This is a genomic window from Paenibacillus peoriae (assembly GCF_022531965.1).
GTDB lineage: Bacteria > Bacillota > Bacilli > Paenibacillales > Paenibacillaceae > Paenibacillus > Paenibacillus polymyxa_D.
Genome location: NZ_CP092831.1, coordinates 4,742,212 through 4,765,745 on the forward strand (window position 1 = coordinate 4,742,212; position 23,534 = coordinate 4,765,745).

Consider the following 23,534-nt stretch of genomic DNA (forward strand, 5'->3'; position numbering starts at 1 on the left):
TTGGTGAGAATTCTTGGTCTTCTTGTAGCCAGTTTTTATTATTCTACATTAAAGATTCCATGTAGAAAACCTCCCTTCCTGGTAATCAATATTACCAACCTCCAAAGTGTAAATAACTCGGCTATAATGCAATGCTAAGTTTGACTTCTGGCCCACAGTCCGTTATCAGATATGGTTGCTCGACAAGAAACACCGTGCTGAAAATGCGGTTTTCCTCTTTAGGAATATATCCCCTTCTCCTTTCGGGTAACAAATTAATTAGCTGATCTAGTTTTTATCTTTTCATAAATAAAATTATGAATAGAGATTTTCACATGTAACCTCTAAAAAAACGACACTACATATTTTCTGCAGCGTCGTCTCGTTAGTGTTATTTTTAATTGTTGTTTCAAAGTGTCTTATGGCAGTTATTAACCACATATAGCTTGAATTAAACACGTCCTCAGAATATCTAAAGTAATTTAACGATACGGATTCAATTCAGACAATAATCTTTCTTATCTTTTAATAATTCATGCCTTTTATTTTCTTATAGAGCACAGTGTAAATGTATCCGGTAGATATATTTTTAGCTTCGCGGTATTATCAATTTCTGTCATGAAGAACAAGTCCTTGTACTTCTCCGAGTATTCTTCGAATCGTGTAGGTCCCGCCATAGCTCTAATGAACTTCTTTGCCCATTAGACGTCCTTGCATTTTTTTCAGCCGCTCCAGAGCTCCTTCTTCATCAATGGCCATGTCGTACATTTGGTGGGCAAGCTGGAACCCTTGATCACTGACCAGGGCTTGTTTCCATGGACGGGATATAATGGAGTGGGACAGATGTCTCGTTGAACGCGGTGCCTGCATGATCATCTCCGCAAGCTCCCATGCGCGAGGAAGAAGCTTTTCCCGGGGCAGGACTTCACTAACGATGCCCAGGTCCAAGGCGGTTTGACCATTGATATTCTTGCCGGTGTATGCGTAATATGCTGCTTTCTTGAAACCGATCATGTTCTGCAGTGTGAGCAGCATTCCATCTCCGGGAGGTGTGCCTCCCAGATAATGAGGATCAAAAAAGTCCGCGTCTTCAGTACAAATGGTAATATCGCAGAGAGTTGCGAGTTCACAGTGCGTTCCCGGCCCGTTGATCGCCCCGATGGTGGGGATGTCAATGCAGAATATCAAATTTTCAAGCAGTCTCAGCGATTCATGATACTGTTCGAGCTTCTTTTGCTTCGGCCAGTCCATAAATTTTGTATTCCAGACCTCAGGGTCCCCTATTACCCATTTATCCCCTGTTCCTGAAATAATCATTACCTCGTTCTCAGGGTCGCGGCCAATATCTGACCATGCATGGGACCATGCCGTATGGGCTTCCCAAGAATGCTTGTACGGCCCTCCGTCGGTATGCAACCGTACTTCGATGATTCCGTCACGGCGGGTCATTAATAGAAATTCCTTGTATTTCTCCGAGTACTCTTCAAATTTGGTTGGTCCAATCATACGTCTCTCTGTCATTTCAATTCCTCCTGGTTTTGTTGAGATATTATCTATTACTTTCAAGCCAATCTCTGGCGAAAGCAGCGTAAGCCGCAGCCCCTTTGTACAGCACCTCATCCGAGAACATCGTCTTTGGATGGTGCACAGGGTAACCATAGCCTTCCTCGGTATTGCCTGCGTTAAGAAATACTGAGGTACTTGGCACCGCTTGTGAGACAAATGCGAAGTCTTCCGATCCCATTAATTTCCCGCCGGGTATCAATTGGGTTATACCGATTAAGGAACTGGCGCCAAAAGTGTTTGCAATCGTAGTTCTCATTTGACGGTTAAGCCCGCTGTCCGTTTTCACCTCAGGACATCCCCTGGTATAGATCACATCCACCTTTGCCTGAAAAGTTTCTCCGATACCTGCAGAAATGTCGTGGATACGGGTTTCCATTTTGTCCCGCAATGCGGCGTTAAATGTGCGTACGCTTCCTTTCATTCTGGCCGTATCGGGAATCACGTTGTTTGTACTTCCGCCTTCCATCACGCCAATGGTAAGGACGGCACTCTCAACTGGCGGAATTTCACGGCTGAGAATACCCTGCAGCGCCAAATGAAGATGAGCAGCCACATTTAACGGATCGACCGCGGCACTCGGCATTGCTCCATGTGCACCCCTTCCGCGGATGATGATTTCGAACCAATCAGAGGAAGCTGAGATAACTCCACCGGCCTCAGGCACTACAAATTGCCCGATAGGAATTGGCATTCCGGTCAACACATGAAGCATCATGGATGCATCCACCTTAGGATTGTCAAGAATCCCATTCTTAAGCATCATCTTTGCCCCGTGCAGAGTCTCTTCACCCGGCTGAAACATAAGCTTAACCGTCCCGCGAAGCTGCTCTTCGTTGGCCTTCAGGATCTCCGCAGCTCCGAGCAGCATGGAAGTATGCAAGTCATGACCGCATGCATGCATGTTTCCGTTCAACGACGCAAAAGAAAGCTCCGTTTCTTCTTGAATGGGCAGCCCATCCATATCCGCACGGATAAGAATCACCTTCCCGGCATGTTGTCCGCCGATCGTAACCATTAGACCTGACTCTCCTACGGGAGTAGGCTCAAGCCCCATCGACTCCAACACCTCTTTTACGTAGGCAGTTGTCCTCGGCAAACTTAAATCAAGTTCCGGAACCGCATGAAGATGATGCCTGTGCTTGACCAATTTGTCCTGCAGCTGATGGGCCATACTCAAAAAATCTCCAGCTTCTTCAATCACAATAAACATCTCCCAAAGCACAAATTGAATGAACGTAAGAACAGGGTAAACATTCCCCCCTTCATATTTTAAGACTTTTTAAGAACACTTTTATCGTACTTTTAAATCCATTCGCTGTCAAGAGAAAATAAGACATTTTAAGAACATTATTTTAGAGGCTGCCGGAACATTGAAATATCACATTTATTATGATATAACTCTTTTGATTGAACTGTTTATGAAAGGAATCTATCATGAAAATCAAGCTGGGTATTATCACGCCTGAGACCCATATGGACTATTTCCGCGCCATTGAAGAAGAAATGCGGCCCTTATGTCAGTTCAGGTTTCTTACAATCAGTAACTTCCGGGAAACAACAGACATCTATCTCAAAAACTTAGATTCGGTGGATGGATTTGTGATCAGTGGCAGGATGCTTTACGAGTCAATCGATAAGGAATGCCTGGATGAAAAAGTACCTGTTCACATTTTGCAGGATGATGAAAACCTGCTTTACAGGGAACTTTTCCGGCTGCTGGTTACAGAACCTGGGCTTGATATATCCCGGATCTATGTGGATTATGCGTATATAATCAAGTCTTTCAGCGAATTCCAGCAATACCTGACTCATGAGGGAAAGCCCATTGACAGCGGTGATCTGCTCGAACGGGTGGAGACAATGCTGGAGAACCATATCACTCTATGGGAAGACAAGAAAATAGACTTGTCCATCACCGCGTTCGGCCACTTTGTTCCAGAACTCAAAAAGCACGGAGTCAGATATATCTTAATCCGGCCCACTTTGGAAAACGTTAAAGAGACCATAAGAGAGATCATCAACGAGATTACTATCCTCAAGCTTAAGAGTCAGAGGGCAGTTGTCGCATGCTTATCGACCAGAACGGCGGATCCGCTATCTGAAGAGCAGCTTCATGAGCTAAAGGTCCTTGTCGGCAGGTTTCTGCGCAGCGTGAATCTGGCAGACACGGCCCAAATTTCGGAAGGCTTTGTCAGACTATACACCACCTACGGAAATTTCATGAAAATCACCACTAACGCGCATAACTGCACCCTACTGGAGTATCTGGAAGAGCGCATAAGCGACAAGGTGAAGATCGGGTGGGGCTCGGGACATGAATATTTTCAAGCTAACATTAACGCCACCAAAGCTCACAGACAGGCGGAAGCCTTTACGGGCAGCTGCAGCTTTTTTATAAACGAGGATCAGAAGGTTATCGGCCCAATGCGGAGCATGAATGTCATACAGTTCTCTGAACAGGGGGACCCGGAAATCATCGCGTTAGCCAAAACTATCGGAATAAACAACATCAACTTGCAAAAAATCATGTCCTATGCAGAAATCATGAGAACAAATAAATTATCCTCTGAGGATGTTGCTGGCTGCCTGTCCATGACCGTCAGAGGTGCAAACCGTATCCTTAACAAAATTGAAGAAAGTAAATACGTACAAACGGTATTTGAAAAACGAGACAACAGTAAAGGGCGACCCAAAAAATACTACGAACTGTTGTTTCTTGACAAAGAAGGGCGCAAATTAAGCAGATGACACTCATTGTTACGCTTGCCATTTCGACTTTAAATTAATGGAAAAAAAGGCACATTTTCAAAACTGAAAACGTGCCTTTTTTTTGAGCTTGATTTACCAAGCCAAATCACTTCCTGGCCGGACGACCAGCTCTGCATATGCTGCCCCCTCATCTGCGAACAGCCTAAAAACATTATTTAACTCGAATTTGTTTCTTTAACAACATGATTTGTCCGATATGATATGCATTATGAATACTTAAATTAGAAACAACTCCCCACCAAGGAGCATTAAAATATTCTGAAAGTTGTTTTGTGAGCTTTGATTCATCTGTTTCTTCTAAAATAACTCTCCAATTGCTAAATACATTCTCAAGTCTATTTAATGTTTCCTTCCAGCCTAAATCATTCAATTGATCTTGAGTCAAAGAAAATGTCTCATCATTGTTAATAGCATTATTTAATATAAATTCTCCTGCCTTAAAACGCTCAAGCCATGTTTCATTCCAATAAATAAGATGATTCACTATAGACCATATGGTTTGTTTATTGTCATTCTCAGTAACTGCTTCCGTTGCTGTTAGATCATCCAGTATATCCGCAAGAGGAATGAACCAACTCTTATCGTTATAACATGCAGTTAATTGATCTATTAAAATTGATTTATAGGTCATCAAATGCTCCTCATCTCTTAATCGATTTAGGGTTCTTTCGGATAACGTTCCTATATTCACGACTCAGCGAATGCCGGACCCAGGACGAAAGTCCGCAGCATGAATATTATGTTAGATGTAACGGCCTACTTTGAATTACCTTCAGTCGTTCTTACAAAAAAAGAACACCAAGCCACTTCTACACTTGATGCTCTTCTATCCATTTTTGTATGTTCTCTTCTGTGAATTCACCTTCTGCAGTCTTCAATCCCAATTCAACTAATTCTTCTTGCTCGTACTTTACAGAAATCTCATTTAAACGTAGTAAAAGCAGCATTGTTGCTACCCCTATTCGTTTATTCCCATCAATAAATCCATGATTCTTTATTAAGCAAATGTAATGACAGATATTTCCTTTATACTTCCTTCGTAAAGTTCCTGTCCATCGAAAGCTGCTTCTGCTTTCTTTAGAGCACTTTCAATTAGTCCAAGATCTCTAACTCCATCGGAGCCACTAGTTGCCTTAATAATCTTAGTATGGAATTCAAGAATTTGTCCCAGACTAAGACTCTTCATTTAGCTAACTCCCTAAGTGCCTCAATATTTTCATTCACAATATCGTCCATGATCGACTCCATTTGCTTATTGCTACGATTCTTTAGGAATTCAACGAAATCAATCACTTCAATTTTCTTGTCATCAGGCAATGCCAAAAAGTCTTGAATAAGTTTCTCTTCAATGCTCACTATGCATACCTCCTGCACTTCTTTGTTCTTTATTATACACTAAAGTCTGAAGGGAACTAACATCTGCTTCCTATGTTGTTTGGTGTTGCTGGTATTTCAGATAACATTTCTGTATTTACGACCCAGCGTATGCTGGGTGTCTGGCAGCTCCCACTCCCATAAAACCCCTCTGCCGGGCCCAGGGGCATGCCCGCCGCGTGAATATTATGTTATACGATGGGCATTTCATCACTGAATATACTCATCAAAATTTCTCGAATATATACTAATTGAATAACTGCAATCTTGCTTGCAGGATCGAGTGATCTTAATGACAGATCGTATTCCCTACAATCAAAATACACAGAACCACTTCTCAAACTAATCTTGTTTGCTTCTGGGATTTCACTTACTCCTCTTAGCAGATTCAATTTCTCCTCTCTACTTCTTGGATCATCTGGATCCCATTCTGTTATTAATGGGAGAGTTCCATGCGTAACTTTATTCCTAAGATTTTTAACTTTCTTCAAATTATCAATTACATCTTTATTATAAACTTTTTGTTTTTCTAAATAGGTAATCAGATTGTTAAATGTAAATTTATCGCTCAATGAAAATGGATCTTCTATCAGTTCGATGCTGGTTGAACCAATGAACATAATCGTATAATTCCAACTTCAAATGACGAAGATTTTGAAAGTTCATCTGGTTCACGAACTCCGTTTTCATGATCTTATAGGTGGCTTCGGCCACGGCGTTGTCATACGGACACCCTTTCGCACTCAGCGATCGACCGATTTCAAACGTCTCTAAAAGCTCATTCATCTTTTGATTTTTGAACTCGCTGCCACGGTCGGTATGAAACCACTGAATCTGATGCAGATCGCCTTTCACGGTCGCAAAGGCGCGAGAAATCAGTGCTGCATCCTTATTAGGGCCAGCACTATGACCGATCATTTCTCGATTGAACAGATCGATAAGCACACAAATATAGTGCCACTCGTTCTGGACTTTCACATAGGTTAGATCACTGACCACCACACGTTTGCTTTCCGTTTGGTTGAACTTGCAGTTCAGTGTATTGGCTATAGCCGCTTCATTACAAGCGGCTTTATGGGCTTATATTGTGCCACAGTGTATGTCGAAACCAGTCCCTGTTCTTTCATGATCCGACCGATTCGACGTCTGGAAACCACGAGCCCTCGCTCGTGAAGCTTAACTTTAATCTTTCGAGTGCCATACGCTTTTCGATTTTTGTGAAAAATGTCCACAATGGCTGTGGTCACTTCGTCTTCTGGCGACTCTTCGTTGGCTTCATAGTAAAACGTACTTCTTGCGATTTGCAGGACGTCACACAATGCTGATACCGAGTATTTATCCCGATTATTCTGAATGATAGCTACTTTCGTCCCATGATCAGCGCGGCTTGCTTTAAAATATCATTTTCCATTTTGAGGCGTTGAACTTCTTTGCGTAAAGTGATTAGCTCATTCTCTTCTGGCGAGCGATTGTCCTTCTCTGAGAAAGAGCCTGTCGTTTGGCCTTGTTTAATCCAGCGATCCAAAGCCGAGGCGGTGAGGTCATATTCCTCCACCAGATCCGCTCTGGACTTTCCGTTCTCATATAATAGCACCATTTGCTTCTTGAACTCTGCTGTAAAGGTACGTCGTTGTTGTTTTGGCATTGTAGAAATCCGCTCCTTAGGATAATAGGTTTATTCTACAAGCCCTCATTTTTATTGCCCAACTAAGTGTAGCCGATCCACCCTTGGGAAAAATCATCTAATAGATAGCTGATTATTTCTTCCTTCTTCATTAGCCCCCCTAAAAAAGCACGCCAATGCCGAATATTAAATCTCCATGTTTATAACTACCTAAGGATAAAACAGAGTAAAAAAACTCATAAAAATGATAGATTTATTATCATCCTTACCAGGAAATTAAACATTTATTCATTCTTTTCAGTATCAATTTCTTTTTAAACATTTCTTCTCCTAAGAATTGCACTAATAAACGAGTTTTCCTTGAGTTTCGGGATACGTAAAAACGCCAAATAGCCCCTATCTATAAATCAGATGGGAGAAGAGCTAGAATATATCCAAGTTTGAAAAAGTGGCAACAAGGAAATCAAATGCTTTTCGATCTTCAATATCCAGGAATTGGGGAAACAGCACAAACAGGTACATCAAATAGTGGAACAGAAACAAACTGTTTCCTTGGCTGTCAAATCCCACTCTAAATTAGAGTACTTTTTTTCGCACTCGCAGTGTGTTGTTGAAGAGCCAAATCTTTCGCCCATTTATAAGCGATGAATTGATCTATCACCCTTCTAGATAGTTGTGGATCCGATCCAATCTTTTTGCATACGAGAAACTTCTCCCGCAGGTCTAAACTATGGTGAGTGCTTACTGAAACAGGCTCTTAGGCAGCAATTTTGCCTGCTGCTAGCGGTAATTTTTGTTGTGAATTTCTATAACAGTCCCCATATTCGAACATTATTCTAGATAATGAAGCTGTTAATTCATTATTTTAGTTAGGGTTTACTCGTGAAACAAGAGATAAATCAAAGTATGAATCCATATAAGGATGGCGATCCTTTTGGTTCCTCTCATATACATTAAGAAGCTGAATATGTAAATTATATATATCTTTATAATTAATCTTAATCTCCTCCCTTTTTATTTTATAACCAGCATAGCCATATAGCAAACGAAATAGACATATGATATCTGTTCGGTGAAAATAAAGTATTAGACTAGAGTTGTTGATTTAGCGAGGTTTTTGAACTGAAGAATCGTCAGCTTTTGAAAAATAGGTTTTCGACTGAACAATTAATATAAAGCAGCGGCAGACCAAGACTTGATAAATAAAGCCTTAGACTGCCGCTGTTGTCATTCAACTAACAACCACCTATTCTGAATTATCAGCTACCAATAACTTTTCGATTCCATCCTCTTGTAAGTGTCGGATTAGACAAATGCACAATCAGCTGGACATCCCAGGTTCTCGAAAACTGTGCGCGCAGCAGAATCTACTGGCAGGAAAACCTCAATTTGCGGATATAAGCGGCCGCCTGCGGAAATCGAAACCTGTCTGTAGCGTACGGGAATAAGGTCTCCGGAGCTTTCCATTCTGGCTAGAATTGTTTGTATTTGATCAACATTTCCCCCTACATCCGGCACACTCAGATATTCGCACGCGTTATATTTCTGAACTCTATCCAGCAATTTTTGATACCACGCATCATAACGCGAGAGCATGTGCTCACTCTTAAAGGCTTGTATTCCGTTTATGATGTGCTCCTCCCACTGCTTAAACGACGCCTTGTCAAACGTGGAGCGGGACCGGATAGGAAAACCAGAATTAAAATGTAAATCGACCCTATTCATTAAACCGTCATATGAACGGTCGAGAGGGATTTCGAACAATTGATGAAACGGCTCATTTAATCCCTTGATGTCCTGAGTATGTGTTACGACCATGGCGGGAAAAGGAATACTCCTCATCGTTTGCTGAGCCCACTCTAATGCACGCTCCAACGACCGTCCATACAATTCGGTCTGAATTGGAAGAAAACCGGCTGCCAAAAGCAAATCGTTACGCTCGTTGGATGTACACTCAAGATATTCTGCAATATTTATTATCGTCTGGCGGGTCGGTATGCGGCGGGTACGTCCAACCAGCAAATTTTTATACGAAGGAAAAGCCTCGTCGTTTAGCTCTTGTTGAGTAAATCGTTTCAAGGACGGTTGAGGTTGATCGACAAGCTTTTGCTGGCGTTTTATCCGCAGGGCTTCAATTTCTCCCATTACGATTCTATGTCTGGAATTCTCCGTATCTATATCCATCTTCTCTTCCCTTCTCTTATGAAGTGTAGTTCTGCACTTGGGCCGAACCTTTATTTAAAGTATACTCCTCATTGAAATGAAGGTCATCTAATGACCATAACCAACATGGAGGAAAACCGATATGATTCGTACTATTGTTATTGATCCGCATGCCCCGTCTCTTTTGGCCTTCAAGGAAGTTGACGCCCCGCAGCCTAAGCCATGGGAAGCGCTTGTGCAAGTGAAGGCCGTCTCACTCAACCGCGGTGAAGTGAGTGACGCTAAAAATCAGGAAATTTCTAGCCGTCCTGGCTGGGATTTCGCCGGGATTGTCATCGAGCCGGCAGAGAACGGCGCAGGACCGCAAAAAGGGGCCAGGGTTGTTGGTTTGCTCCCGATGGGAGCCTGGAGCGAGCAAGTGGCTGCTCCCGTATCGTTGTTGGCCGAAATCCCAGACAAACTCACTTTTACGGAGGCGGCTACCCTCCCCGTAGCAGGGCTCACGGCTCTTTATGCACTTCGAAAAGGCGGCATGCTGCTTGGCAAACGGATTTTCATTACAGGCTCTAGCGGCGGAGTTGGGTTATTCGCCCATCAGCTTGCAGTCCAATCCGGCGCATACGTTGTAGGTACGGCAAGCACGGAAGAGAAGGCTGAGCTTGTTCGGGAGGTCGGATCCGACGAAGTGATCATTGGATATTCCGCAATTTCATCAGCCAGCAAATTTGGGCCGTACGATCTGATCATCGATTCAGTAGGCGGCAATGCACTGGCGGCGTTGCTGCCGCAGCTAGCGCCCCAAGGGATTTGCGTTGCGGTAGGATTTTCCTCTTCAAATACCGTAATGATCGATATGAAGAATATGGTGACCAGCGGAGGAAGAACCTTGTACAGCTTCTTTTTAGGTGAGGAACTCACTCGTCAATCAGCCGCGGACGATCTGAGTTTGCTGGCCCGGCTGGTCACAGATGAGCGGTTAATCCCACGAATCCAAGTGGAGGCGCCTTGGACCGAAATTGACACCGTTGCCCGTAATCTTATGGAACGGAAATTCTCGGGCAAAGCCGTGCTTCACTTAGATTGATTATATAAGTTTGCAACTATAATCCCAGGAATCTAAAAACGAATCTGAAAAAGAAACGGCAGTAGTACACCCTTACTCGTTTGAGTGGGAGTACCGCTGCCTTTCAATGAACCCGGCTATTTGACCTTTATATTTCGTATAGTAATCCATCCAGCTTTAATATCAACACAGTTATTCCTCTGCCCTCAGTGGCACCGCTTTAAGAATGTTCATTTTCTCTCACTATTCTGCCAGTTGGCTTAATGAAATGCTCACCAGTCTAATACTTTATTTTCTAAGTCTAGTACTTTATTTTTCAGTCTAACACTTTATTTTCTTCGGACAATATCAATTTAATATTTCTCAGAATTAATCAACAAATGAGATAAATGATGGGTACCGTTTCGCCTCAGCTTAACAATACAATCTAAAAACAGGTTTGCTAATTATCTAAATATCCTCGAAAGCTAAAGACAAACTTTGCCTGAGTATCGACGGATGTAATCCTCCAAAAAGCAGAAAGAGATTTGAATGGGAATAGCAATTTCCCAAAAACGGGTTATCATTTCACCTACCATCTATAACGTAAAAACAGCCCCGAAATAGAAAGCTTTTCATCGGGACTGTTTAGGTTAGATATTAAAAGGTCCTGTAGGTAAGAATATATATAACAAAATTTTATTGTAACCGAGAAGAGGTTATTTTCCCTTTAGATAATGTTTGTCTTACTTCTTGTTATAAAAAATTTTCTGTCCTTTTTCACCATAAAATAAGAAAACTTAGATTAATCATTAACAGATAATTTTGTATTTGGTTAGCCTTAATTACCGGTTTTATTGGGTTTTCGGGGACATTGACTGTCTCATTTAGATGGTATAAACAGTCTCAATTGATGTTATAAACCACAGCCCCATGTTCACTCTCTTAGTTTCGTTGTCTCATGGCCTCAAATAACAGCACCGTAGAAGCCATCGCCGCGTTCAGTGATTCCGCTTGCCCCTGCATCGGAATGAATATCGACTCATCCACCATGCGCGCAGTAGCATCAGAAATACCTTGGCCTTCATTCCCAATCACAAGCCAAGTGGAAACACGTAAATCTATGGCATAGCATGATAAGCTCGCATCCAACGAGGTGCTGAGCAAGCGGGCACCTTTACTTTTGGCCTGCGGCAAAAGCTCCTCCAGACTGCCTTCAATCACCGGCAGATGAAACAACGATCCCATCGTGGAGCGAATCGTTTTGGGATTGTACAGGTCGGCGCAGCCATGACCCAATATTACGCCTGCGGCTCCAGCAGCGTCCGCGCTGCGGATGATGGTGCCTACATTGCCGGGGTCCTGCACCCCGTCCAGCACCATTACCAGTGCATCCGGCTGCTCCAGCAATGCCGGGAATGCGCTGCGCTCCTCCTTACGCACGATGGCAAAAACCGACTGCGGCGTCTTCGTATCGGTGCATTTTGCAATGACCGCCGCTGACACGGGAACCCATTCCACCGGCTGGTCGGCTGGATCCAGGCCATTCAGCTCGGCGGGAATGCCCTTGTCCAAATCATAGGCGACGGTTTCGACAGCCGCGTCCGAACGCAGCGCTTCCTGCACCAGATGAATACCCTCGACAATATATTTATGCTGCCGTGTGCGATGCTTTTTCTCCAGCAGTTGCGCCCACTCTTTTACACGCGCATTATTCGGTGAAATGATTTCCATTCGTTTAACCTTCCGTTTCTTTGTCCGTTTCAATAAAAATAAATGATGTATCACTTGCACTTGAACACAAGCCCTCATTAGGCTGCAAATGCCAGCTCCAGCTTGGTCAGGTCATCCTTGTGGCCCACAATGACCAGTACATCACCCGGCTCCAGACGATCCTCGGCATAAGGTGAAATGTTCATTTCCTGATTTCTGCGAATCGCCATCACATTGCAGCCGAAGCGTGCACGTATGTCTAACTCTTTCAGGTTTTTTCCAATCATGGAATCGGCGGCTCTCATCTCCAAAATACTGTAGTCCTTGGACAGCTCGATATAATCCAAAATGTTGGGGGATGTCAAATGATGGGCTACCCGTAACCCCATATCCCGTTCAGGATAAACGACTTTATCTGCACCTATCTTTTGCAACACTTTTCCATGCAGCTCATTTTGTGCCTTGACCACAAGAGCTGGTACGCCCATGTCCTTGAGAATCAATGTCGTCAGAATACTGGCCTGTATATCTTCGCCAATCGCAACTACGATTACGTCAAAATTACGGATACCCAGCGCTCGCAGCGCTTCCTCATCCGTCGAGTCGGCAGACACCGCATGCGTCACAATATTCGACATTTCCTGTGTACGCTGCTCGTCCGAGTCAATAGCCAGCACATCAAAACCCATCTCACTCAGCGCACTGGCAACACTGGAACCAAAACGTCCCATGCCAATAACCGCATACTGTTTTTTTGCCATTCCTTCTTTACCTCCCGATCACCATACTGTCCGTCATAGTATAGCATATCATGCTACAAACATAAATTTTGACATACTTATGCCAAATGCTTCTCCATGTATACTGGACAACAGCCCAAGCCATAATACATTCGATCACTACTACAACATACGGGAGGTACACATGCCCATTACAATGGATTTACGACAAGCAATTGTTCACAAAGTACACGGCAAATCAGAAGCTGATCTTACGGATATGATTATTGGGTCAGTGGACGGACCTGAAGCCGCTCTGCCTGGATTGGGTGTCATTCTTGAAATCGCTTGGAAGCATATGAGCCCAAATCAACAGCACGATTTCGTCCATTTGGCACATGAACAAATCGATAAAATCAAACCCGTGCCTTTAACCTAGCTCTAGCTATTTAACTTTTTGTTCCAATTTAATTGTGCTCATTATTTTACCCGTATTCGAAAATGAAAATAGTCCACTCGCATTCACATCGAGTGGACTATTCGTTGTATACACTAAATGACTGAGATCAAACTGTTCTGCTTATTCAATCTTACGGAGCCATTTCTAGAAACTTAGCTGTCGGGTTTTTCTCCATAGCCGTACGCATGGCATACTCGTTTTCGAACAAGGCGACATAATTGCCCTTCTTATCCTTTACCAGCGTAGAGTTAATACGGAACTTGCTCGGGTCAATCTGCTCATCCACAATCCAACGTGCAAATTGGAATGGCATACGCTGAAGCTGTACATCAACTCCATACTCACCCTTCATGCGGTACTCAAATACTTCAAATTGCAGTTGGCCGACAACACCTAATAGCGTATCGTCAAAGCTTACCGTACGGAAAACCTGAATCATACCTTCCTCGGTCAACTGGTCAATACCCTTCAGATACTGTTTGTGCTTCAAGGCATTTTTCACCGTTACCTTGGCAAAAATCTCAGGCGAGAAGGTCGGCAATTCATCAAACACAACCTCGCTACCTTGGCTGAGTGAATCACCAATACGGAAAATACCCGGGTCAAACAATCCAATAATATCGCCAGGAAAAGCCTCCTCAACAATATCACGGTCCTGTGCCAGGAACTGCTGTGGCTGAGACAGCTTTATCTCCTTGCCCATCCGTACATGCTTAACACTCATCCCGCGTTGAAACTTACCAGACACAATACGCAAAAATGCAATACGGTCACGGTGAGCCGGGTTCATGTTCGCTTGAATTTTAAATACATAGCCAGTAAACTTTTCGTTTGTTGGTTCAATTTCCCCAGCTGTACTACGGCGTGGCTCCGGTTTAGGAGCAAGCTGAAGGAAGTTTTCCAAAAATGTTTGTACACCAAAATTATTAATCGCACTGCCGAAGAATACCGGTGTTAATTCTCCGCGCTGTACTTTCTCCATGTCAAAAGGGTCACCCGCGACATCAAGCAACTCCAAGTCTTGGCATAATTGGTCATGCAAATATTCGCCCGCCATCTCACGAATGATCGGATCATTGTAATCTTCCACTTTTTGTACTTTAATCGTGGAATGGTCATCTCCCTGAAACAGCTCGACCTGATTTTTGACACGGTCATAGACACCGCACAGCTCGCGTCCTGTACCAATCGGCCAATTCATAGGCACCGAACGGATGCCAAGTACCTGCTCCAACTCCTCCATCAAATCAAAAGGACTGCGTCCCTCACGATCCAGTTTGTTAATGAAGGTGAAAATCGGAATTCCACGCTTCGCACAAACTTGAAACAGCTTAATCGTTTGCGCTTCCACACCTTTCGCTACGTCAATCAGCATGACTGCACTATCTGCTGCTGTTAATGTACGATACGTGTCTTCACTGAAATCCTGGTGACCTGGCGTGTCCAGAATGTTGATGCGGTGACCATTATAATCAAATTGCATCACTGAGGATGTTACAGAGATCCCCCGCTGTTTTTCAATCTCCATCCAGTCACTCGTGGCGTGTTTGCTTGCTTTACGCGCTTTAACTGAACCAGCAAGACGAATCGCGCCCCCGAACAGCAGCAGCTTTTCCGTCAGTGTCGTTTTACCCGCATCCGGGTGAGAAATAATCGCAAACGTACGCCGTTTGTCGACTTCCTGTTGAAGTATATCTGTTGTTTTACTCATTTCACATATCCCTTCATGATCAAATCCATTGCATTCCTGCTCAAGCTATTCATAAAAAGGCCATGATGCACGCCTGTTTTCATAAAATCATCGGCTCATTGCCGTTAGCCCCATTATTCGGCGTACCCCGTTACCATATTCATTATAAATACGATCTATTTACATGTTTTAGCCTGCCTTTAACCTATAATCAGTTGCAAACTGAAAACCTGAGACTAAGCTATTATAGCACACTCCGAACGCAAAGCATCCCCTTACGTCCTAAACAGGACATAGGGGGATGCAGGACAAAACGGGATTACTGAACGCCGCCTACTCGCCAGATGACATTATCTTCATCCTGACCGCTAACCGGCCACCACTTGAAGCCATCCTGCTCCAATAGCTTGTGTGCACCTTCCGGTCCCCATGAGCCTGCAGCATAGGTTTCCAGCGTATCCGGGGTCTGCTGCCATGCTTTGGCGATTCGATCGACGAATCCCCATGCCGTGGCAACCTCATCCCAACGCGTGAAGTACGTCGAATCACCCTCAATGGCATCCATCAGCAACCGTTCATAAGCCTCCGGTGAGTTGATACCCACCATACAGCTTTGGCAAAAATCCATAGCCAATGGCTCAATATCTGATTCCGAGCCAGGTTTCTTGGCATTAATTTTAATGTAAATGCCCTCCATTGGATTGACCCGAATGACGAGCAAGTTCGGTTCCAGCTTATGCTTTTGACCGAGGTACACGTTCGTTGGCATGCTCTTAAATTCCACAACAATCTCCGTTGTTTTTACAGGGAGACGTTTGCCCGTACGAATATAGAACGGTACGCCAGCCCAACGGAAATTATCAACAAACACGCGTGAAGCAAAATAAGTCTCTGTGTTTGACTGTGGATCAACCTTGTCTTCTTGGCGATATCCTGGCAACTGCTGACCGCGATAACTGCCTTCGATGTATTGACCACGCACCACATTGGTTTTCACATCGTCAGACGTTTCAAAAGGGCGCAGCGAACGCAGCACTTTCACCTTTTCATCACGGATATCCTCAGGCAACAAACGACTAGGTGGCTCCATCGCAATCATCGTTAGCATTTGCAGCATATGGTTCTGTCCCATATCCCGCAAGGCGCCGGAATGATCGTAGTAACCTCCGCGTTCCTCCACCCCTACCGTTTCACTAAGCGTAATTTGCACATTGGCAATATGCTTATTATTCCACAGTGGTTCAAAGAAGGCGTTCGCGAAGCGGATCACCTCAATATTTTGTACCATTTCCTTGCCAAGATAGTGATCAATCCGATAAATTTCTTCTTCGGCAAATACTTCTCGTATTTCAACGTTCAATTCTTGTGCAGATTCGAGGTTATAACCGAATGGCTTCTCAATGACAAGACGATTCCACCCTTTGCCATCCATCATGCCGCCATCTTTCAAACTCTTAGACACGCTTCCGAATAATTCAGGAGCCAAGGCCAAATAAAACAACCGATTTCCCGGTATGTTAAACTTGCTTTCTATAGACTCCGTCTGCTGTCTCAACTCATGGAACCCTTCGACATTGTTGATATCAAGCGATTTATATTCAAAATGCTCGGCAAATGCCTGCCAATCTTGATCATTTTCTGCTTTGTAGCGACTAAACTCCTGTATGGAAGCGTACAGGTCATTACGGAATTCTTCCTCTGTGCGAGGACGCCTTGCTACACCAATAACGGCAAAATCCTCAGCAAGCTTGCCTTCGCGGTACAAGCTGTAAATAGCAGGAAAAAGCTTGCGACGAGCCAAATCGCCCGTAGCGCCAAAAATAAACAGAACTGCGCCTTGCGTCACAACAGATTCTTTAGCAGGTATGTCAGCCATGTAGTACCTCATTCTTCCCATGTCAAGATTCCGCAATCCACAATCCCCGAAATCCGCATGTAGTATTGTGTATATTTATACAAGATCATACTTGATTTTCGAAAAACATGGAACTAAAGATTTGATGATATTTTAGCATATCCTACATGGATAAGCTATCCGATGAATCATCAATTTACCTTATAAGTCAGTATTCAATCGTGATGAGCGGAAAACCGAGCGTTATACGTGTATCCTGTTGCTCCTTATCTTCATGTACAGCCATCTGCATCTGGACCTGATGCTCACCGCTTTGAATCATTAGCGGCAGCTCTGGAGCTTCATAGGATATAGCCACAGTAGTCGCATCCGTATATCTTTCTTTGGCCTGCATGGAGATGTTCCCTGTTAAGCTCGCTTCTGTCAGTTTCAACAGTTGATCTTTGGATTCCTTTGTATGCAGCGAACGCTGAAGGGCCGTGTTCCACTGCGCTTGAATCCCCATAGACTTTAATTGCTCAGCACAGAGTTTATGAAGCTGAATCAACTGCTCACGTCCTGCATCGTTGCTCTCCAGTTGAACGACTACATACCATTGCCCAGTTTGACGTTCCATTACATTTAAGCGGATTTTTAGATCCTCACTATTACGAACAGAACGATAAACCGTGTGTCCATTTTCCACGAGTTTGTTTACTGTGGGTATATTCAGCTGATCAGCTATCTGTGCCGCTACATCTGCCGGCTCTTCATGGTTAGAAATCCAATCGCCTTGCCACTTCACAACCAGCTTATCCAGCGTACCCGGGGCCTGGTCCGAGATGGTTAACAATGAGCGTAAAGCCGTTTCTGCCTCGCGGGAATCATATCGGTTTGTCTGAAGGGTTCCGTAACGCCAGCCAGCCAGTACCAGCACCGTTCCTAATACCAAAATCGTAATAATCCCTTTTCTAATCAACTCTGCTTTTAGCATTATCGTTCCTCCCGCTCCACACAACCATCCGATTCCCACACCTACGCTCTGGATACTTTCTTTTTCGGCTGGTTTGAAATCTATGAATCTATCAATAGCATTCCCGTTGTCAGAGGTTTTATACACACAGCAATACGGCAAAGCCCTTCTAAAATATTCATCTGCCTACTGGGTGTTCGACCATACATCGTAGGCACCATAAGAATAGACTATGATCACAATGCATCTTACACCAAAAGAGGTGAAATCATGTTTCCGATTTATCCTGTAAATGAAGCCAGTGTGGCACCTCATGGTGGACGTCTGGTCTGTGCCGTTATGCGTGATGGTACACGACACATCGGCATCTTAAGTGGGTGTAGCAAAGGCAAGCTGATGTTGAACGGATATCCACCCTCCTTTCCTGGCAGTCTCTATGCCGGGAGCTACAGTAACAAAGGAAAACAAACCCCTAAAAAGATTTCCTCTAAAAAGAAAAAAAGGAATCCTAAAAACAAAGTTCGTACCTCTGCCAAACTAAATGCCTTAATTAAGCCGCCCAATGCACCTCTGAGTCCATCCTTTCCTTATGACGCAGGCGGATTTGCTGGAAATGGCTATAGTAGTTATGGAAATGGCAGAGCAGGCTATCGCGGTGGGTACGGCGGATATGGATACGGTGCAGGGCTTGCACTAGATCTGGCTTTAATCGCCTTTTTATTCCTCCTGATCTAAACACCTTGTTATAGAACACAAAAAACCGGAGAACTATTATCGTCTCCGGTTCTTTGTATTCGTTTATTCTACATTCTACTCTGCTAATCCGTTCTTATAGGCATAGATCGCCGCCTGTGTACGGTCTTCCACTCCTAATTTAGCGAGAAGGTTCGTGACATGGAATTTTACCGTCTTAATCCCGATAATCAGCTCGTCTGCGATATCCTGATTAGACTTCCCTTGTGCCAACAGGCGAAGTACCTCCATCTCACGATCAGTCAGCTCCGTATGGGCGGGCGCTTCAGCCTGTGGCTGGCGGAATCGATTCATCATCTTGGAGGCCACCTGTGACTCTAGTACGGACTGTCCACGTGCAGCTGCACGGATCGCATCCGCTATTTCGGAAGCGCGAGACGTTTTAAGCAAATAGCTGAATGCCCCTGCCTCAATGACCGGATACATTTTCTCATCGTCTAAATAACTCGTCAGCACAATCACCTTTGTCTCTGGAAGCAGACGAGTTACTTGGCGTGTCGTTTCGATGCCATCCATGCCATCCATGACCAGATCCATCAAAATCACATTTGGCTTGTATTCGGAAGCCAACCGTATGCCTTCTTCTCCGCTTCCGGCCTCGCCGACCACTTCAATACCTTCTTCCGTCCCCAGCACCGCCGCAAGACCAATTCGTACCATTTCATGGTCGTCTACCAGCAGTACGCTAATCGGTAATTCCGTTTCCATGATCATCGTTCCTTCCGCTTTCATCATTAATAACTGGCACGGACACCTCAATCCGTGTCCCTTTTCCTGGAGCAGTTATATACTGAATCGCTCCCCCAATTTCACTGACCCGCTCCTGCATCGTGGATAATCCATATGAAGTCTGCTTTTTCTCATCCAGCTCAAAACCAATACCGTTATCCCGAATCGTCAGCCTGATGGAATCTGGGCGTTGCACGATACGAATTTCCATGCGGGTTGCTTTGGCATGGCGCAACGTATTAGACATCGCTTCCTGCACAATACGAAACAAGTGGTTCTCAATGCCTTTAACCAACTGTACTCCGCTTTCAATCTCAAAATCAATCTCCATCGGTACCTTTGCCTGCAACTCTTGTACCAAATCACGCAAACCCTGCTCAAGCCGTTTCCCTTCCAGATAGACAGGCCGCAGATGTAGTAGTAACGCCCGCATTTCGGATTGTGCCACGGAAGACATTTCTTCAATTAGTGCAACTTGACGCTGCGCTTTATCAAAATCCTTATCCAGCGTCCTTCCCACAGCCGTCGCCGTCATTGAAATAGCAAATAATTGCTGTGATACGGCATCATGCAACTCTCTGGCCAGCCGCTGTCGCTCCTCCACAATCGCAGTCATCCGTGCCTGTTCTGCCAACTGAGCATTATCCGTGGATAAGCGTTGTAAAGACGTAACTTGTTCCTGCCATTTACGCCCAATCCGTTCCAGCTGTTCTCCCAGCCTGCCAAGCTCATCATGCCCTAGGGGCGGCAACTCACGTGCAGGGGTTCCCTTTTCCCACATCAGCAACGTCTCTCTCAACATTTCCAGTCTGCTTTTAAAGCGGTAGCTTTCATAAAATCCGTACATTGCCCCTGTACCAATCAACACCAGTATAACGGCTCCTGCAACTTTCAATATCATTCCCCAGGTTGGGAACGACTTCACATATCCATATGTATACAGCATATAAAAGACAACTACGCCCACAACAACACACAGGAGGATACCTTCACCCATACTGCGGGTTACCATGTTGGACGCTTTTTTATGATTCATCCCGGCTCCTCCTGATTCAATAAAATCGGACGCGAACATCGCCCGCCAAGTACGAAACAACAAACTTCACTTTATACTCACTCTGCTCAAAATGGGGAGACTTCCAAACTAGTCGATTGAGCATCCCCGCCTCATGGTCCCGGTCGAACTGAATCTGTCCGAACAATATGAACATCTCCACCTCTACACCGTAATTATCCGGTAGGGTGATGTCAATATCACCGAAGATCCCCTGCAAAAATATGACGGGCTCACGTTCCTCTGGAAGAGCCAACGTCAGGTCGGCATCCACGTCCCCAACCACATGCCATATGCTTGTGCTGCGCAGGCTCCAAGGCACTTCATCCCATTTATGATTGGATATAAAATTGTGCTTGAATATGGAGCTTTGACCTTTATGCAGCTTCCTTGAACGTGAATAGAATATAGCTAATGATGCTAGTGTAACTACAACAAACAGGAACAAATGATCCAGCACTAACAATCCAGCACCAATCGCGAGCATCGTGTAACCCTTTTTGATTTTGGAATTGCGGATCTTATATATTCCGGCCAACATTAGGATCAGTGCAACCACGGAGAGGAACCCAATCCACTGACCGAATAAAATGATAATTCCGATGCCAATCCCTGCCAGTGCCAAGGCTGATTTTCTTCTCTCCATGCTGCACCCCCTTTTTGTTTATACAGGACGGAAAAGCCATAGTGGCGCAACATTCCGCCATATGGCTTTCCTGAACCATACAGATTAGGCACGATCATCGACCAATGTCCATTCCATACAGCATATCATAATGTCTTGTTTCCGAGTAGTCAGTCCTTCTTCATATCGACTGGTTTAACACCTGTCTGAATTTTGGACTTAAGCTGTTGAAGCTGCTCATCCACTTTAAACTGTTTTTCAGCCTCAGCCGGATTAACATATGCTTCTCCTGGAGCTTGACGGTAAGGAGCACGCAGTACGTCAGCTTCAGCTTCCATTTGCATGATTTTTTCTTCCATACGGTGGAAGCCCAGTGAAGCAGATCCACTTTCAATCGTGTGCAAACTATTGATTTGAGACATTTGCTTTTTAGCTTTCGCCATTTGAGCACGGGATACCAACTCATTGCGCTTGTTGCGCATTTTATAGAATTCATCTTTCATGTCGTGAAGCTGCTGTACCAATTCTTTTGCTTGAAGCTCAGCTTGTGTATGCAAGTCGCGGTATTCGTCCTGCTTCTGCACAAAATAAATCTTCTCTCCCAACAACTTGCGCGCTACTTCTTCCTGACCATTTCGCAATGCGGATTCAGCCTGTTTCTCACGCTCATTGGATACACGTACCGCTTCCTCCAAACGCTGTTTCATACGTCGTTCATTCGCCATTTGCTTGGCAACCGTTACCTCTGCCTCGTGAATTTCCGCCTCCATATCGCGCAGATATTGATTCAACATAATAATCGGATCTTCCACTTTATCCAACACTTCATTCACCGATGCTCTTGTCATATCCTTCATTCTTTTAAAGATCCCCATTATTTACGATCTCCCTTCTCAAATTGCTCTACTTTTTTGCGTAACTCTGCCAATTCTTTTTTCATTGCCTTTTTCTCAATATCTTCCATCATGGAATCCAAGTCATTGTTCTGACCTGTGTTAAATTTGGATGAGTTGCGGGCATCTTGACCAAAAAACGGGTTCGAATTGCCATATGCACCGCCCTGGTTGTAACCAGTTCCCTGCCCATACTGCGATCTTGTATTGTTACTGCCATAATAGCGTGGATCCTGTTGATGGTAGGGCCCGCTGTCAGGGCCAAATCCTCCATCGAAAGGAGATCTCGGCTCCTTGGAGATAACCAGTGCCGCAATCACATAAATCATAAATGTGGTTCCTGCTGTAATAAAGAAACTGATCACAACCAGAATACGAATCCATGTTGAGTCCATTCCTGTTGCGTCAGAAAGACCGCCACATACACCTGTTATTACTCTATCCCGGCTTGATCTGTAAATTCGGGTCATTATCAAATTACTCCTTCCCGCTGTTGTTCAGCTTGCTTTTCAGTCTCGCCCACTCTTGTTCGAGCAGCGATCCACCGCCTTGGGCATCCTGTGCATGGTCGCCCTCACCCCGACGTAAATCACGCAGACTCATCGTTTCTGCTTCCATATCGGCTACCCGGTCTTCCAAGCGGTTGAACATTCGGGGAACATTTCGTCCACCGTATGTACCAGCCCGTTCGTTCATTTGCTGCTGGAGTCTCAACGTCTGTACACGTGCCGCATAATACTGACGCTTGCTGTGTACCGTTTGATATTCTGTCTTTAACGTATCTAGCTGTTGTTCTAGCTCACGTAGTGATTCACGGCTCTGCTCCCACAATTCTCTATACTGCTCTTCTTTTTCTGCATATAGCATTTTCTCCTGTAGGGCCAGCTTCGCAATATGTTCTTCATCAGCTTTCAAAGCCAGTAGCGCCTGTTCCTCCCGTTTGGTCTGCATGGACAATGCATGATCCAACTGCTGCTTCATCTGTCTTGTATGCATCGCATACTGTTGATGGAGTTTTTCCGCTTCGGCAATTTCCTGGCGGGTATTATACAAGAACTGGTCAATCAGTTGCACTGGGTCTTGGCTTTGTTCCAAATGCTCATTGAAGGTCGCTACCGTAATATCGCGCATTCTTCGAAAAACACTCATTTGCATCTGCTCCTTTCACAATTCGTATCCCCATAATTAAAACTTCGTTACTGCAATATTTCTTCATTCGCTAAACTGCTAAAATCAGTAACGTCTTCTGCGGTCACTCAGCAGGGAAACACCAAATATAATCAACCCGATTGCCAGTAGTGGTCCCAGAAGCCAGGACAGTTTGCCGAGCAAAATCAGTACCCCAAGTACAAGTACGATCCAGCCGAAGAGCGCATTTCCTTTTTTCACACCGTAGTAGCCTAGCATAACCATAGCTATCGGAATTAAGTAACCAATCAGATGTCCTAAAAAGTGACCGAAAAACGGAGTAAACTTACCGAGCAGCATAATCGAACCCAACACGATCAATACAATGGCTAACCCATTCCCTTTGTTAACTCTCATCATCTCTCACCGCCTTTCACTGTGTCTTG

At 44.4% G+C, this 23,534-nt stretch carries 23 protein-coding genes and 3 pseudogenes; 4 read left to right on the forward strand and 22 right to left on the reverse strand.

From position 1 onward, the window contains the following. Nucleotides 1-660: 660 nt before the first annotated feature. Nucleotides 661-1,500, reverse strand: coding sequence for an enoyl-CoA hydratase/isomerase family protein (locus MLD56_RS20990; RefSeq protein ID WP_029518183.1), 840 nt, complete (start codon nucleotides 1,498-1,500; stop codon nucleotides 661-663). 28 nt (nucleotides 1,501-1,528) lie between these two features. After that, nucleotides 1,529-2,755 carry a M20 metallopeptidase family protein gene (locus MLD56_RS20995; RefSeq protein ID WP_039272785.1) on the reverse strand — a complete coding sequence of 409 codons (1,227 nt, stop codon included), beginning with the start codon at nucleotides 2,753-2,755 and terminating at the stop codon, nucleotides 1,529-1,531. 224 nt (nucleotides 2,756-2,979) lie between these two features. Here MLD56_RS20995 and MLD56_RS21000 point away from each other — a divergent pair, with 224 nt between their 5' ends. Then, the gene (locus tag MLD56_RS21000) at nucleotides 2,980-4,293 is read left to right on the forward strand and encodes a hypothetical protein (protein ID WP_029518181.1); all 1,314 of its coding nucleotides are present in this window, start codon (nucleotides 2,980-2,982) and stop codon (nucleotides 4,291-4,293) included. A gap of 172 nt (nucleotides 4,294-4,465) precedes the next feature. Here MLD56_RS21000 and MLD56_RS21005 read toward each other — a convergent pair whose 3' ends face one another. The 8 genes and pseudogenes from MLD56_RS21005 to MLD56_RS21035 all read right to left on the reverse strand — a co-directional run bounded on the left by MLD56_RS21005 (nucleotide 4,466) and on the right by MLD56_RS21035 (nucleotide 9,496). Continuing rightward, nucleotides 4,466-4,945 carry a DinB family protein gene (locus MLD56_RS21005; protein ID WP_029518180.1) on the reverse strand — a complete coding sequence of 160 codons (480 nt, stop codon included), beginning with the start codon at nucleotides 4,943-4,945 and terminating at the stop codon, nucleotides 4,466-4,468. Nucleotides 4,946-5,123: 178 nt separating this feature from the next. Then, nucleotides 5,124-5,261: a hypothetical protein gene (locus tag MLD56_RS21010; protein WP_239645226.1), complete on the reverse strand. Its 138-nt coding sequence runs from the start codon at nucleotides 5,259-5,261 to the stop codon at nucleotides 5,124-5,126. Nucleotides 5,262-5,282: 21 nt separating this feature from the next. Continuing rightward, nucleotides 5,283-5,333: pseudogene (locus MLD56_RS26165) on the reverse strand (hypothetical protein); the annotation flags it as partial. Continuing rightward, nucleotides 5,312-5,500: a hypothetical protein gene (locus MLD56_RS21015; protein ID WP_204366477.1), complete on the reverse strand. Its 189-nt coding sequence runs from the start codon at nucleotides 5,498-5,500 to the stop codon at nucleotides 5,312-5,314. The gene MLD56_RS21015 and the pseudogene MLD56_RS26165, both read right to left, overlap by 22 nt. Then, entirely contained in the window at nucleotides 5,497-5,670 is a 174-nt protein-coding gene (locus MLD56_RS21020; protein WP_080658656.1) for a DUF2281 domain-containing protein, read from the reverse strand. The genes MLD56_RS21015 and MLD56_RS21020 overlap by 4 nt, the downstream gene beginning before the upstream one ends. 209 nt (nucleotides 5,671-5,879) lie before the next feature. Then, nucleotides 5,880-6,260 carry a hypothetical protein gene (locus MLD56_RS21025; RefSeq protein WP_029518179.1) on the reverse strand — a complete coding sequence of 127 codons (381 nt, stop codon included), beginning with the start codon at nucleotides 6,258-6,260 and terminating at the stop codon, nucleotides 5,880-5,882. Continuing rightward, nucleotides 6,250-7,333 (reverse strand): annotated as a pseudogene (locus MLD56_RS21030) (IS3 family transposase). Before MLD56_RS21030 ends, MLD56_RS21025 begins: the two are co-directional and overlap by 11 nt. A 1,284-nt stretch (nucleotides 7,334-8,617) precedes the next feature. Continuing rightward, nucleotides 8,618-9,496, reverse strand: coding sequence for a hypothetical protein (locus tag MLD56_RS21035; protein WP_029518177.1), 879 nt, complete (start codon nucleotides 9,494-9,496; stop codon nucleotides 8,618-8,620). A gap of 121 nt (nucleotides 9,497-9,617) precedes the next feature. Here MLD56_RS21035 and MLD56_RS21040 point away from each other — a divergent pair, with 121 nt between their 5' ends. Next, on the forward strand, nucleotides 9,618-10,559 hold the full coding sequence (locus MLD56_RS21040) for a zinc-binding dehydrogenase (RefSeq protein WP_029518176.1): 942 nt from the start codon (nucleotides 9,618-9,620) through the stop codon (nucleotides 10,557-10,559). A 903-nt stretch (nucleotides 10,560-11,462) separates the two neighbouring features. On the opposite strand, the gene MLD56_RS21045 is transcribed toward MLD56_RS21040, so the two are convergent. Further along, nucleotides 11,463-12,251, reverse strand: coding sequence for a TrmH family RNA methyltransferase (locus MLD56_RS21045; RefSeq protein WP_029518175.1), 789 nt, complete (start codon nucleotides 12,249-12,251; stop codon nucleotides 11,463-11,465). A 77-nt stretch (nucleotides 12,252-12,328) separates the two neighbouring features. After that, nucleotides 12,329-12,994: pseudogene (locus tag MLD56_RS21050) on the reverse strand (potassium channel family protein); the annotation flags it as partial. 160 nt (nucleotides 12,995-13,154) lie between these two features. On the opposite strand from MLD56_RS21050, the gene MLD56_RS21055 reads away from it, so the two are divergent. Further along, nucleotides 13,155-13,388, forward strand: coding sequence for a small acid-soluble spore protein SspI (locus tag MLD56_RS21055; protein ID WP_016819939.1), 234 nt, complete (start codon nucleotides 13,155-13,157; stop codon nucleotides 13,386-13,388). 151 nt (nucleotides 13,389-13,539) lie between these two features. On the opposite strand, the gene MLD56_RS21060 is transcribed toward MLD56_RS21055, so the two are convergent. From MLD56_RS21060 to MLD56_RS21070, 3 genes are all read right to left on the reverse strand, one after another. Beyond that, complete coding sequence (locus tag MLD56_RS21060; protein WP_029518174.1) at nucleotides 13,540-15,120, reverse strand: peptide chain release factor 3; 1,581 nt, start codon at nucleotides 15,118-15,120, stop codon at nucleotides 13,540-13,542. 298 nt (nucleotides 15,121-15,418) lie between these two features. After that, on the reverse strand, nucleotides 15,419-16,975 hold the full coding sequence (zwf, locus tag MLD56_RS21065; protein ID WP_029518173.1) for a glucose-6-phosphate dehydrogenase: 1,557 nt from the start codon (nucleotides 16,973-16,975) through the stop codon (nucleotides 15,419-15,421). 187 nt (nucleotides 16,976-17,162) lie between these two features. Continuing rightward, on the reverse strand, nucleotides 17,163-17,927 hold the full coding sequence (locus tag MLD56_RS21070) for a YwmB family TATA-box binding protein (RefSeq protein WP_029518172.1): 765 nt from the start codon (nucleotides 17,925-17,927) through the stop codon (nucleotides 17,163-17,165). A 249-nt stretch (nucleotides 17,928-18,176) separates the two neighbouring features. Between MLD56_RS21070 and MLD56_RS21075 the strand changes: the two genes are divergently transcribed. Continuing rightward, nucleotides 18,177-18,641 (forward strand): hypothetical protein, encoded by a 465-nt coding sequence (locus MLD56_RS21075; RefSeq protein WP_029518171.1) that lies wholly within the window; start codon nucleotides 18,177-18,179, stop codon nucleotides 18,639-18,641. Between the two features lie 75 nt (nucleotides 18,642-18,716). Here the strand turns inward: MLD56_RS21075 and MLD56_RS21080 are convergent, their stop codons facing one another. From MLD56_RS21080 to MLD56_RS21110, 7 genes are all read right to left on the reverse strand, one after another. After that, nucleotides 18,717-19,367, reverse strand: a complete 651-nt coding sequence (locus tag MLD56_RS21080) for a response regulator (protein WP_013372995.1) — start codon at nucleotides 19,365-19,367, stop codon at nucleotides 18,717-18,719. Further along, nucleotides 19,345-20,424, reverse strand: coding sequence for a sensor histidine kinase (locus tag MLD56_RS21085; protein WP_029518169.1), 1,080 nt, complete (start codon nucleotides 20,422-20,424; stop codon nucleotides 19,345-19,347). Before MLD56_RS21085 ends, MLD56_RS21080 begins: the two co-directional genes overlap by 23 nt. 16 nt (nucleotides 20,425-20,440) lie before the next feature. Further along, nucleotides 20,441-21,088 (reverse strand): cell wall-active antibiotics response protein LiaF, encoded by a 648-nt coding sequence (gene liaF, locus MLD56_RS21090; RefSeq protein ID WP_029518168.1) that lies wholly within the window; start codon nucleotides 21,086-21,088, stop codon nucleotides 20,441-20,443. Between the two features lie 149 nt (nucleotides 21,089-21,237). Beyond that, nucleotides 21,238-21,942, reverse strand: a complete 705-nt coding sequence (locus tag MLD56_RS21095; RefSeq protein ID WP_013311895.1) for a PspA/IM30 family protein — start codon at nucleotides 21,940-21,942, stop codon at nucleotides 21,238-21,240. Beyond that, nucleotides 21,942-22,430, reverse strand: a complete 489-nt coding sequence (locus MLD56_RS21100; protein ID WP_029518167.1) for a PspC domain-containing protein — start codon at nucleotides 22,428-22,430, stop codon at nucleotides 21,942-21,944. Before MLD56_RS21100 ends, MLD56_RS21095 begins: the two co-directional genes overlap by 1 nt. 7 nt (nucleotides 22,431-22,437) lie before the next feature. After that, nucleotides 22,438-23,109 (reverse strand): PspA/IM30 family protein, encoded by a 672-nt coding sequence (locus tag MLD56_RS21105; RefSeq protein WP_013311897.1) that lies wholly within the window; start codon nucleotides 23,107-23,109, stop codon nucleotides 22,438-22,440. An 84-nt stretch (nucleotides 23,110-23,193) separates the two neighbouring features. Beyond that, a complete protein-coding gene (locus tag MLD56_RS21110) occupies nucleotides 23,194-23,505 on the reverse strand; it encodes a LiaF transmembrane domain-containing protein (RefSeq protein ID WP_013311898.1) in 312 nt (103 codons plus the stop codon). Between the last annotated feature and the right edge of the window lie 29 nt (nucleotides 23,506-23,534).